This window comes from Clostridium sp. UBA7339 (assembly GCF_002470865.1).
Classification (GTDB): domain Bacteria; phylum Bacillota; class Clostridia; order Clostridiales; family Clostridiaceae; genus Clostridium_J; species Clostridium_J sulfidigenes.
The window spans coordinates 284117-297369 of sequence record NZ_DKPI01000006.1 but is presented as its reverse complement, the minus strand read 5'-3'; the positions used below and the strand labels follow the sequence as shown (position 1 = coordinate 297369).

13 protein-coding genes are annotated in these 13253 nt (G+C 31.0%); all 13 read left to right on the top strand.

The features are described from left to right. Positions 1 to 16 precede the first annotated feature (16 nt). The 13 genes from B2S02_RS04805 (at position 17) to B2S02_RS04745 (ending at position 13243) form a co-directional block, all read left to right on the top strand. Complete coding sequence (locus tag B2S02_RS04805; protein WP_346848383.1) at positions 17 to 1024, top strand: rod shape-determining protein; 1008 nt, start codon at positions 17 to 19, stop codon at positions 1022 to 1024. Between the two features lie 3 nt (positions 1025 to 1027). Then, a complete protein-coding gene (mreC, locus tag B2S02_RS04800) occupies positions 1028 to 1873 on the top strand; it encodes a rod shape-determining protein MreC (protein WP_346848384.1) in 846 nt (281 codons plus the stop codon). Beyond that, positions 1860 to 2375 (top strand): rod shape-determining protein MreD, encoded by a 516-nt coding sequence (mreD, locus tag B2S02_RS04795; protein ID WP_346878632.1) that lies wholly within the window; start codon positions 1860 to 1862, stop codon positions 2373 to 2375. The genes mreC and mreD overlap by 14 nt, the downstream gene beginning before the upstream one ends. A gap of 7 nt (positions 2376 to 2382) precedes the next feature. After that, positions 2383 to 5229 carry a penicillin-binding transpeptidase domain-containing protein gene (locus tag B2S02_RS04790; protein WP_346920376.1) on the top strand — a complete coding sequence of 949 codons (2847 nt, stop codon included), beginning with the start codon at positions 2383 to 2385 and terminating at the stop codon, positions 5227 to 5229. 158 nt (positions 5230 to 5387) lie between these two features. Next, on the top strand, positions 5388 to 6020 hold the full coding sequence (minC, locus tag B2S02_RS04785) for a septum site-determining protein MinC (protein WP_346848387.1): 633 nt from the start codon (positions 5388 to 5390) through the stop codon (positions 6018 to 6020). A 16-nt stretch (positions 6021 to 6036) separates the two neighbouring features. Next, a complete protein-coding gene (gene minD / locus B2S02_RS04780; RefSeq protein ID WP_346848388.1) occupies positions 6037 to 6846 on the top strand; it encodes a septum site-determining protein MinD in 810 nt (269 codons plus the stop codon). A 2-nt stretch (positions 6847 to 6848) separates the two neighbouring features. Continuing rightward, entirely contained in the window at positions 6849 to 7118 is a 270-nt protein-coding gene (minE, locus tag B2S02_RS04775; RefSeq protein ID WP_150843815.1) for a cell division topological specificity factor MinE, read from the top strand. A gap of 74 nt (positions 7119 to 7192) precedes the next feature. Then, positions 7193 to 8299, top strand: a complete 1107-nt coding sequence (gene rodA, locus B2S02_RS04770) for a rod shape-determining protein RodA (RefSeq protein ID WP_346878634.1) — start codon at positions 7193 to 7195, stop codon at positions 8297 to 8299. Between the two features lie 11 nt (positions 8300 to 8310). Then, positions 8311 to 8679, top strand: coding sequence for a methylglyoxal synthase (gene mgsA, locus B2S02_RS04765; protein ID WP_035128787.1), 369 nt, complete (start codon positions 8311 to 8313; stop codon positions 8677 to 8679). Positions 8680 to 8916: 237 nt separating this feature from the next. Next, positions 8917 to 9732 carry a M23 family metallopeptidase gene (locus B2S02_RS04760; protein ID WP_346848390.1) on the top strand — a complete coding sequence of 272 codons (816 nt, stop codon included), beginning with the start codon at positions 8917 to 8919 and terminating at the stop codon, positions 9730 to 9732. A gap of 22 nt (positions 9733 to 9754) precedes the next feature. Next, positions 9755 to 10603, top strand: a complete 849-nt coding sequence (locus tag B2S02_RS04755) for a site-2 protease family protein (RefSeq protein WP_346848391.1) — start codon at positions 9755 to 9757, stop codon at positions 10601 to 10603. A gap of 104 nt (positions 10604 to 10707) precedes the next feature. Then, entirely contained in the window at positions 10708 to 12567 is a 1860-nt protein-coding gene (locus B2S02_RS04750; protein ID WP_346920375.1) for a TIGR03960 family B12-binding radical SAM protein, read from the top strand. Beyond that, entirely contained in the window at positions 12542 to 13243 is a 702-nt protein-coding gene (locus B2S02_RS04745; RefSeq protein ID WP_346880224.1) for a TIGR03936 family radical SAM-associated protein, read from the top strand. Before B2S02_RS04750 ends, B2S02_RS04745 begins: the two co-directional genes overlap by 26 nt. The last annotated feature ends 10 nt before the right edge of the window (positions 13244 to 13253 follow it).

Here is a 13253-nt window from a genome sequence, read left to right as displayed (position 1 = left end):
TGAGAGGAGAGTTTTTATGGGTTTTTTTGGAAGTACTAGAGACATTGGAATAGATTTAGGAACTGCAAACACATTAGTATATATTAAAGGAAAAGGTATCGTACTTAGAGAACCTTCCGTTGTAGCAATAAATAAAAATACAGGAAAAGTTTTAGCTGTAGGTAATGAAGCTAAAAATATGATAGGTAGAACACCAGGAAATATTGTAGCTATAAGACCAATGAAAGATGGAGTTATAGCAGATTTTGATGTAACTGAAAAAATGCTTAGACATTTTATTGAAAAAGTTGGAGGTAAAAATTCCTTTAAAAGTCCAAGAATCGTAGTTTGTTTCCCATCTGGGGTAACTGAAGTAGAGAAGAGAGCGATTGAAGAAGCAACTAAGAGTGCTGGAGCTAGAGAAGTTGGATTATTAGAAGAACCAATGGCAGCAGCTATAGGTGCTGGACTTCCAGTTGGAGAACCTACAGGAAGCATGGTTGTAGATATCGGTGGAGGTACTACAGAAGTAGCAATAATATCTTTAGGTGGAGTTGTTACAAGTATGTCATTAAGAGTTGCAGGTGATGAATTAGATCAAGCGATTATAGCATACATAAAAAAACAATATAACTTAATGATTGGTGAGAGAACTTCAGAAAATATAAAAATACAATTAGGTTCAGCTTATGAGGTAGAAGAAAAGGCAGAGAATATGCAAATTAGAGGAAGAGATTTAATAAGTGGTCTTCCTAAAGTAGTAGAAATAGGTGAAGATGAAGTAAGAGAAGCTTTAAGAGAACCTGTATACTCTATTATAGAGGCTATAAAAACAACACTAGAAAAAACACCACCAGAACTTGCAGCAGATATTATGGATAAAGGTATAATGCTTACAGGTGGAGGAGCCTTATTAAAAGGATTAGATGCACTAATAGCCCATGAAACCCATATGCCAGTAAATATAGCAGAAATACCATTAGATTGTGTAGCTGTAGGAACTGGAAAAGCATTAGATAATGTAGATATTATGAGTAGAAGATAAAAAATGAAGATATTCAAGAATAAGCTGGCAGTAATAGTTATACTACTGTCAGTGTCCTTTTTGGGGTTAATTGGTTATTCAGTTCAAAAAGACAAGATGTCCATGGTGGAAAATGGTGTAGGAAGTGCTATAAACTCTGTTCAAGGTGTTGTTTATAAAATAGGTAGTAAAATAAAAAGTTCTTTTAGTTTAGTACTTAATATAGGAAATATAAAAAGTGAAAATGATGAGTTAAAAAAACAAAATGAGAAGTTGAAATTTAATGCTATTCAAAATGATATTTTAAGAAAAGAAAATGACAGACTTAGAGGCATGTTAAACTTTGCTGATGCAAATGGTCAGTATAATTATATAGGTGTAGATATTTTGGGTTTAGTTGGAAATAATTTTTTGGATGGATATGTAATCAATAAAGGCGAAAAAGATGGAATAGAAAAAGGTATGATTGCATTGGAAGGAGAAGGACTAGTTGGTCAAGTTACTAGCGTTGGTAGTAATTGGAGTATAGTTCAATCTATTTGTAATGAGAATATGGCTGTAGCAGGATATGTATTGAGCACTGAAGAAAGTAATGGTATTGTAAAGGGTTATAAGGGAAATGAAGATAAATTTCTTACGGAAATTACAGGACTTTCCTTAGATTCAAAAATTAAAGAAGGGGACACTATACTAACCTCTGGACTAGGTGGCATATATCCAAAAGGAATTAAAATAGGAGAAGTTCTAGAAATTTATGAGGATAGAGCAAAGGTTGTAAAGAGTGCAATTGTGAAGCCTGCAGTAGATTTTAATAAGGTAGAGCAACTTGTAATTATAGTGCCAAAGGAAAAAAGAGATGTTAAAAACTAATAATAAATTTAAAAAAATATTATATTTATTTTTAATAATCACCATTCTTTTTATTTTTGATAATACCATTATAACTTTTTTTGCTATTAAAAATATATATCCAAGCGTTCTTTTTGTATTTATAGTTTGTTATTCCATGATAAATGGATATGATGAAGCAACAATTATTGGTGTTATAACAGGGATTCTTCAAGATATTTATTTTCCGGGAGTCATGGGAATTAACATGTTAATAAACATGTTAATTTGTTTAATGGCAGCTAAAATTGGAAAAGGAATTTTTAAGGATAAGGTTATAATACCTATTTTTTCAACATTCCTACTAAGTTTACTAAAGAGTATTGCTATTTTTGCTATATTTATATTAATAGGAGCTAGTAATAATTTTTTACACTTAATCATATATAAAGCTATTTATGAGATGATAATAGCTTTACTGATATATAGGATTATACTTAAGTTTAGTGAAACCAAAACTATAAAAAAGGAATGGAGATTCTAAAAAAAGTATGAAAAAAAATAAAAAAATAATTAGAAATAAAAAAAATAAAAAAAATAAAAAAAGTTTTTCAAGATATAATTTATTTTATATAGCTATGGTAGTTATCTTCATTGGAATTACTTCAAGATTACTTTTTTTACAAATAGTAATGGTAGAGGATTATAGAGAAAGAGCAAATAGCAATAAATATAAAACAGTATCCGTTGCAGCAGCTAGAGGAGATATAGTAGATAGAAATGGTAAAGTTTTTGCCGAAAGTGTACAAAATTATGTATTACAATTTAGTGAAACTGAAGAAAGTAAAAAACATTTCTTTAAAACTATGTCTAGAGTTTTTGAAATATTAGATAAAAAGCAAATACCAATTGTAGATGAATTTCCTATAATTATAAATAATGAAGGAAAGCTAGAATATAACTTTAAAGCTACCGATGAATCAAGCAGAAAATGGCTAGAACTTAGATTTAAAAAGGATAGAGGTTTTTTAGAGCAGGTAGTAAAGAAAGAATATGGTGAGGGTAAGAAGGTTTCAGAGCTTACAGATGAACAAAAAAAATATATGGATGCTTTGTTATTACAGATAACTGCAGAAGAGGCCTATAAAACTTTAGAGAAAGATTATGGTGTAGATAGATACTATGAGTTAACCCTTCATGAAAGAAGAAGATTTTTACTATTAAAAGATGCTATGAAGATGCAAAGTTTTTCAGGGTATAGCCCAGTAGTAATTGCAAACACTTTAGATCAAGAAACAGCCTTTGTATTTGAGCAACTACAACCAGATATGCCAGGTATAATAGTTGATACTCAGCCTATGAGAGCTTATCCTAATGGAGAGTTGGGTTCTGCATTTCTAGGATACATGTCTCAAATTAACCCTTGGGAACAAGAAAAATATGAAGAAAAGGGTTATGATGTAAGTACTGATGACATAGGAAAAGCAGGTATTGAAGCAGCTTATGAATCCTATTTAAAGGGAACTAAGGGACAAGAGAGTATAGAAATTAATAAGCAGGGACGTAGAGTTAGAACTCTAGGACAGGTAGAAGCTTATCAAGGAAAAACTGTGCAATTAAATATTGATATGGATGTACAAAGAGCTGCAGAAAAGGCACTAGATGAAGTGATGACTAATCTTCAAAAGAGTGGAAAAAATTATTATGGAGATAGTACTAACGCCACTAGAGGAGCAGCTGTAGCCATAAGTACTAAGGGGGAAGTGTTAGCCCTTGTTAGTAAACCAGGCTTTGATCCTAATATATTCACAGACCCTGGAAAATTAACTACTGAATTGTCACAACAATATTTTAACCCAGATTTAGAAGCTATGGGAAAAGAGTATATAAAAAAAAGAGGTCTTGCAAATATAAAGGGCATTTTAACAGATAAGGAATTAACTTTAAGTTTAGCAGAAAGAGAACAACTATTGCTTGATAGAATGTTCCCAATAGATAAAAGTATACCAGGAAATACTACAAGAAGAGAAGATAGATATGATATATTCCCTAAACCTTTTTATAATTACGGAACCTTATCGTTAGTTCCACCAGGATCTACCTTTAAACCGGCTACTGCGCTTGCGGGGTTAGAGGAAGGTGTTATTACTGAAGACACTACAGTTATAGATGATGGATATTATACTAAGAGATATTCAAGTTATAAAGGAGCATGTTGGATATATAATATGCATGGTGGCTCTCATGGACGTACAAATGTGAAAAAAGCTTTAGAAGTTTCGTGCAACTATTTTTTCTATGACGTAGCTGATCGTCTTTTTGTGAAAGGCGGAGCAGAGAATAATCCTAAAAATGCTTTAGATTTAATAGCAAAATATGGTTGGCAACTAGGGCTAGGATTACCGCAAGGTAGCGATTTAAAAGCTTCTACAGGTATAGAAATTGAAGAAAATTTTGGTCAAATATATAATTATGAATCAAGTAAAAATGTTCAAGCCAATACATTTATAAATCGAATGGCTGAAGACTTACAAAAAGGAATTAGCTCAGTGAATGCATCATCTCACTACAAGCCTTTTGATATTACTCAACAAGATGAGAGTGGTAGCAGAAAAGAATTAGAACAAATAAAACTTACTAACTCTAAGAAAAAGACTTTAGTGGATACTATTAGGGGTGAAATGAAAAAAGATGAAAGATCTGACTATGATAGTATTATGAAAATATTGAAGCCTTTAGTTGAAGATATTATTAACACTAACGAAGATATAAAGGCATTAGGATATTCTGAAGCAGATATAGATAATATTGTTCGTGCAATGTATAATGCTATAAATGATACTAATGTATATATTAAATCCGCAGCTAATGCCTATGATGCATCCATAGGTCAAGGTATGAATCAATTTACACCACTACAACTAGCTAGTTACCTTGCTACCCTTTTAAATGGTGGAGAAAGATATGAAGTAAAGCTAGTTGATAAAATCATTGATAGTAAGACTAAAGAAGTAATAGAAGATATAGAACCAAAACTTATAAGTAAAGCTAGTTTCAATAAGGCAAATATCGATATTATTAAAGAGGGAATGGGAAAGGTTACTCAAGGAGAAGATGGTACATCATCTACAGTATTCAATGGGTTTCCTATACGTACTGGAGGTAAAACAGGTACATCTAATATAATATCAACTGAAGAGATGCAAAAAGCTACTGGAAGGGATGCAGCTTCTGTATATGTAGGCTTTGCACCCTTTGATAATCCAGAGATTGTAGTATGTTCTATAGTATTTGATGCTGCCCATGGTGATGGAACTATTGCCAAGGCAATGTTCGAAGCTTATTTTAAGGAAGAAATATTAAAAACTAATCCTAATTATGAATTTAAATATAAATAAAGAAAATAACAAATGGATTACCATTTGTTATTTTTTTAAAGGAATATTGTTATATAATAAGTATTTCAACAAAAAAATTATTTTTTCTCAATATAAAGAAGGAATTTAGGCTCTATACGTTGAAATAGTAAGAATATCTCGATATGTGGAGGTTGCATATGCAAGATGATGGTATAAAATTTAAAGGCGAAAAAGATGGACTTAATTTAGTTGTAAATATTAAACTCTTTAGCTCTATAGAAAGCTTAATTGAAGCATTGAGAGTAAAGCTTCGAAAGGGTAGAAGGTTCTATAAGGGTGCCTCCATTAAAATAACTGTAGATATGAGGCAGTTGGAATCTAGAGATTTAAGAGCAATAAGAGACTTTTTATCAACGGAATTTATGATAAAGGATTGCTCCTTTATAAATTTAGAAGATAGTAATAAAAAGGTTTTTAATGGTATACATGAAGGAAAAACTAAATTTGTCAGAAAAACTATAAGAAGTGGTCAAAGATTTGAATATTCAGGAAACATAGTTATTGTAGGAGATGTTAATTCTGGAGCAGAGGTATATGCCGCAGGAAATATAGTGGTATTAGGCTCTGTTAAAGGTAGTGTGTATGCTGGGATTAATGGTAATAATGGTGCTATAATAGCAGCCTTTGCATTAACACCACAAATAATGCAAATTGCTGATCTTATCACTAGATCTCCAGAAGATATGGACAAACCTAGGTATCCAGAATTGGCAAGAATTAAAAATGGAAATATTGTTTTAGAACCATATTCAATAAATAAATATATTTAATCGGAGGTATTAGTAAATGGGAGAGGCTATAGTTATAACATCTGGGAAAGGTGGAGTAGGAAAAACTACTACTACAGCAAACATAGGTACAGCTTTAGCATCAATGGATAAAAAAGTAGTTGTTATCGATGGAGATACAGGATTAAGAAACTTAGATGTTCTCATGGGACTTGAAAATAGAGTGGTATTTACATTAGTTGATGTTATTGAAGAAAAGTGTAGATTGAAACAAGCACTTATAAAAGATAAGAGGTTTAACAATTTATTTCTTCTTCCAACAGCACAAACAAGAGATAAAAATGATGTAGATATAAATGAAATGTTAAGAGTAGTAACCCAGTTAAAACAAGAGTTTGATTATGTAATTTTAGACTGTCCTGCGGGTATTGAACAAGGTTTTGAGAATGCCATTGTAGGGGCAGACTGGGCTATTGTTGTTGTAAATCCAGAAATCACATCTGTCAGAGATGCAGATAGGGTTATTGGAAAATTAGATGCGAAAGGGATAGAAAGACAGGAACTTATAGTTAACAGAATGAACTTTGATATGGCTAAGAATGGGGAAATGTTGACTATAGAAGATATAAAGGAGTGTTTAGCTATTAAAGTTATAGGGGTAGTTCCAGATGATAGAAAAGTAACCATATCTACTAATAAAGGTGAGCCTATAGTGTTAGACAGTTCTGCTTATGCTGGTCAAGCCTTTAAGAATATTGGAAGTAGAATTTTAGGAGAAGAAGTACCATTCCTAGATTTTAATGAATTATACGGTCAAAAAGGATTTATGGGTGCAATAAAAAAATTATTTGGAGGAGGTAGAAATTAGATATGGACTTGTTTAAAATTTTTTCAAGCAAAGTATCTTCAAAGGATATTGCTGCAGATAGATTAAAACTTATTCTAGTCCATGATAGAGCTACCGTTTCGCCAGATTTTTTAGAGAATATTAAAATGGAGTTGCTTAAGACTATATCTAATTATGCAGAAATTGAAAGTGGAGAAGAGATTGAAATAAGAATAACTACTAGTGATGAATATGATGGGAACTCCCCAGCTTTAGTGGCTAGTATACCTATTAAAAAAGTTAAGAGAAGGTAATCAAAAAAGCTATGTTTTCATAGCTTTTTTTCCTTGTTATGATATAATAGGAACAGGTATGGAGGGAGATGCAAATGAATAAATTATTAGAAAAATTTAAAATTAATGATAAGTTAATTAAAAATATAGATTTTAGTATTTTAATTGTAGTATTTTTAATTGTAGCCTTTGGTATAGTTAATATTTATTCTGCCATTGGAGCTAAGTATGCCATGCTTCAATTTGCTTGGATGATTGTAGGTATGATAACTATATACTTCATATTAACTTTAGACTATGTTCAACTTTTAAATTATGCCCCTGTTATATATTGGGCAGCAGTTATACTTTTGCTTTTCAATGATATAACCGGTAAAGCGGTAAATGGAGCTAATGCATGGATTCAAATAGGAAATAGAGCCATTCAACCTGGAGAGTTTGCCAAAATAGGTATGATTCTTATGGTTGCAAAGGTTATAGAAGATGCTGAAGGGGATATAAATAATTTAAAAACATTTTTTAAGGTTTTATTTTATGCAGTAATTCCAGTGATACTAATTGTAATACAACCAGATATGGGACTTACCATGGTTTCGTTTTTTATAATGTTAGGTATAGTGATTGTAGCAAACTTAAATTGGAAGGTCATAGTTGGAGGACTTACTGCATTAACAGCTGCTGTTGTAGGATTCTTTTATTCACCTTTTATGAAACCATATTGGAAATTAAGGTTTTTAGCAGTTATTAACCCGGAAGACTATGCACAAACAGAAGGGATGCAGTTAATTCAATCTAAAATAGCCATAGGTTCTGGTGGAATATTTGGTATGGGATTTATGAATGGAAAACAATATAAGTTTGTACCAGAAAACCATACAGACTTTATCTTTGCTGTATTAGGTGAAGAATGGGGATTAGTTGGCGCTCTAGTACTTATGATGTTATATGGAATACTTTTATGCAAACTTATAAATATAGCAAAGAACTCAAAAGATATAGCTGGAGGTATTATAGTGGTAGGTGTAATAGCATCTATACTATTTTCAATAATTCAAAATATCGGGATGACCATTGGATTACTTCCTATATCAGGTATAACATTACCTTTTGTTAGTTATGGTGGAAGTTCTATGTTAACTTATTTTATATCTTTAGGATTAGCTTTAAATATAGGTATGAGAAAGAATAAAATTAATTTTTAGGAGTGATTTAAATGAGAGTTGCATTGGTTGCACACGATAAAAAGAAGGATGACATCATTGATTTTGCTAAAAGATATAAGGATGTGCTAAAGGATCATGAACTTTATGCTACAGGCACTACAGGGAAACTTATAAATGAAATAGTTGGTCTTCCTATATATAGATTTTTATCAGGCCCCTTAGGCGGCGACCAACAAATAGGAGCAAGACTTGCAGAAGGAAATATGGATATGATAATTTTTTTAAGAGATCCTCTTACAGCTCAACCCCATGAACCTGATGTAACAGCCCTTATAAGACTCTCAGATGTTCACTGTATACCTCTTGCAACTAATATAGGTACAGCAGAAGTATTCATGAAGGCTTTAAAAAACAGATAATAAAATTAATAATAATATTAATAAAATAAGCTGTCTCAAGACAATTTGTCAATCTTTTTAAAATGTTGAATTTGTACTTTAATATAAGTCCATGATTAACATTATTTTAGGATTGGCATATACTGAGACAGCCTTTTTTTATTATGCTCTTATGAAAATAAATTTTCATACCCATCATAAAGTTAGTTTTTTTTAATATATATAAATTAGTAATAATAAATTATGGGGGGATATTTTATGGGAATTTATAATGAATATTATCAAAAATATTATTCTAATATGAAAAAACAAACAGGAACCAGTGAGTATAAACCTACAAAATATAGTGGAAATAGTACTAAAGGTAGTAACAATAAATTAAATAGTAGAAGAAATACCTTCCCCATTTATTTAAACATTTTTGGGAAAGGATTTGCTAATATATTGATTATTCAATGCGTAATAGTTCTAGTTCTTCTAGCTGGACTATTTCTCGCTAGAACATATCCTAACAGTTACGTTAATAAGGTATATGATAAGAGTATAGCAATTATAAATAATGGTTTATTGAAGGAAAAAAATATTACTGTGGAAAATATAGTCCAAGCATTTAAAGAGAAAAATATATTGGATGTATTTAAGGAAGAAAAAATAACTGAAGTTTTTAATGAAGTAAAGTCTATGGTTAGTTTTGAAGAAAAGAAAGAAAATTATATAAAAGAAAACTATGTAAACCCCATAACCATAAAGGATAAAAATCAAATCACTATAAAAGATAATAGACTTTCTTTAAGCCTAACTAATGAAAGTGATATAAAGGCATCCTTTCCAGGAAAGGTAAAGAGTGTCACTGAAGGAAAAGAAATTACTTTAATCCTAGACTATGGTGATGGTATTGAGATGAAATATTATGGTCTAAGCGGTAGCAAAGTTAAAATTGGAGATGCTGTTGATACAGGAGAAGTTATCGGTACAGTTAAGGGAGATGAAGGCAATATATTAAGTATAGAAGTATTTTATATGGGAAATATTTTAAACCCAGAGAAATGCTTTAATTTTGAAACTATGATATAGCAAGATTATTAGGGGGAAATCATTGATACGAATAAGCAAATACTTAATACCCTATATAATTTTAATATTGATTATAGGATTTAAAAGTGAGTTAATTATAGGTTTTATAATCATAATCATCCATGAAATTATTCATTTAATAACAGCAAGAATATTAGGTTATTCAGGATTTTCTATAGATATATTACCAATAGGTACTACACTAAAATTAAAGGAGCTAGAAGAGGCAACTCCTAAGGAAGATATTATTATATCCTTAAGTGGTCCAATAGGGAATTTTTTAATTGCTTTAACTAGTTATTTTTTAGGCAGATATTTTTCTAATTCTAATTTTATTGAATTTTGCAATTATAATTTAGTTATAGGCATATTTAATCTTATACCAGCATTTCCTTTAGATGGAGGTCGTATATTAAGAGATATTCTTAATATTAAGCTCATATATAAAAAAGCTAATAAGATTGCGCTAAATATAAGTATAGTAATAGGATATATATTTGGAGCAATCTTTTTAATGGGATTATGCATGGAGCGACTGGTTTTAGATTTTGCCTTTTTTTCTATATTTATATTAATGATTTCCTATAAGGAAAAAGGGAGGATAGCTTATATAATAATGGGATATATCATCAAAAAAAAGGAAAAGCTAATAGGTAGAGGATACCTAGAAAATAAAAGTATTTCTGTTTATTACAAAATAAATATATTACAATTAATAGAATTAATAGATAAAAACAAGTATAATGTATTTACTGTACTTGATGATGAAATGAACATGATAGGAGTTTTATATGAAGAGGACATATTAAATGGAATTAAGGAATTGGGAAATATAACTCTTGAAGAACTTCTAGAAAGCTATGAAAAATAGTATAGTTACTTGAAATATTATATAGTTGTGCTAAAATGAAACTTAGCTTTAGCGGATGTAAAATCCTCTTAAGCTAAGTTGAATTAACTTAAGGAGGATACTCAATGAATAAAATTTCCGACGATATTTTGTACAGAGTTGAGAAACCAGCTAGATATATAGGTGGAGAATTAAACTCATATAATAAAGATAAAAACAGTGTAGATATTAGATATGCTTTTTGTTTCCCAGATGTTTATGAAGTGGCAATGTCCCACTTGGGAACAAAAATTCTATATCATCTTATGAATGAGAGAGAGGATACCTTCTGTGAAAGATGCTTTGCACCTTGGCCAGATATGGAAAAACTACTAAGAGAAAATAACATTCCACTAGGAACTCTTGAAACTAAGGATTCCCTTAGTGAATTTGATATTTTAGGATTCACTCTTCAATATGAAATGAGCTATACTAATATTTTAAATATGTTAGATATGTGTAATATACCAGTTAGAGCTTCAAAAAGGGGAGAAGAATATCCTATCATCATGATGGGAGGTCCTTGTGCTTATAACCCTGAGCCTTTATATGATATAGCTGATGTCTTCATATTAGGTGAAGGAGAAGAAGTTACCCATGATGTTTTAGATGTTTATAAGGAAATGAAGGGTAAATCAAAGGCCGAATACCTAAGAGCTATTTCAAAGATTCAAGGAGTTTATGTACCATCCATTTATGACGTAAATTACAATGAAGATGGCACTATTAAGGACATGACTCCAAAGTATGAGGATGTACCTAAAACTGTTAAAAAGAGAATAGTTTCAGATTTTAATGCTAACAATTCTCCAGAAAAATTCATAGTTCCTTATACAGAAATTATTCATGATAGAATAGTTATAGAGACCTTTAGAGGCTGTACAAGGGGATGTAGATTCTGCCAAGCAGGAATGATATACAGACCAGTTAGAGAAAAAACCACAGAAAAGCTTATGGAAGAAATCGATATTCTAGTAAAAAACACAGGTTATCAGGAGATTTCTCTAAGTTCCTTAAGTATTTGTGATTACTCTAATATCCAAAACTTAATATTTTCTTTAATTGAAAAGTATGGAGAAGAAAAAATAGGAGTATCTATACCATCAATTAGAATAGATGCCTTCTCTGTAGATTTAATAAAGGAGATACAAAAGGTAAGAAAGACAGGATTAACATTTGCTCCAGAAGCTGGAACTCAAAGGATGAGAGATGTAATAAACAAAGGAGTAACAGAAGAAGACTTATTAAGATCTGCTAGAAATGCCTTTGAATCAGGTTGGTCAACTATAAAGCTATACTTTGTTATAGGACTTCCTTACGAAACCGTAGAAGACGTAGAAGGAATTGCACATTTAGCAGAAAAGGTAGTAGAGGAATACTTCCATGTACCTAGGGATGTAAGAAAGAGGGGCTTAAGAGTTACAGTAAGTACTTCTATATTAGTACCAAAGCCATTTACACCTTTCCAATGGGCTCCAATGAATCAAGTGGCTGAAGTGAGAGAAAAAATTTCAAGTCTTAGAGATGCTATAAAAAGTAAGGCTATTAACTACAATTGGCATGAATCGGCACTTAGCTACCTAGAAGCAGTATTTGCAAGAGGGGATAGAAAACTTTGTGATGTTCTAGTGAAGGCCTTTGAAAAGGGCGCTAGGTTTGATGGCTGGAACGAGTACTTCAACTTTGAATTGTGGCAAGAAGCTTTTGAAGAATGTGGGGTAGATGGAGATTTCTATGCTTATAGAGAAAGAAGTTATGATGAAATCTTACCATGGGACTTCATTGATATAGGAGTAAGTAAAAGCTATCTAATAAGTGAAAATGAAAAAGCTAAAGAAATGGTTTTAACACCAGACTGTAGAGAGAGATGTACAGGATGTGGAATCAATACTAGCTTTAAGGAAAGGGAGTGCTTTCATGGTGCGTTATTTAATAAAATACACTAAAGAAAGTGAAATAAAGTTTTTATCTCATTTAGATTTAATGAGAACTATACAAAGAGTTATAAGAAGAGCAAAACTACCAATAGAGTATTCTAAGGGGTTTAATCCTCATATGAGCATATCTATAGCACAACCCCTATCAGTAGGGGTATATTCTACAGGAGAATATTTAGATGCAGTGTTTATTGAAGCATTTGATGAAAATGAAATTCTAAAGACTTTAAATGAAAATACAGTAGGTGGAGTTAAATTTTTATCCGTTACCAAGGTAGCCAGAAAAGAAGGACAGAAAAATCAACAAGCAATGGCTACCATAGATGCAGCTAAATATATAATAAAGTTTAAACTTCAGGATGAGTCTGCACTAGATATAGATTCTTTATTGGATTTAAGTCAATGGACAATTTTAAAGAAATCTAAATCAGGAGAAAAGGAAACAGATATTAAGCCTTTAGTTAAAGAAATAAAGTACTCCATAGATAATGAAATATTAATCATAGAAGGACTTCTTAGTTGTGGAAGCAGAGAAAACCTATCAGCAAGTTTACTTAGTGAATTTATAAAAACTCATGTAAAGGGAATTAAGGAAGATGCCTTTGTTGATATAAAAAGAGTAGAAATGTATGCTTTTAAAGGAAAAGAACTACTTACACTTCAAGAGTATTTTGCACAGTACTAGGAGTTGATTT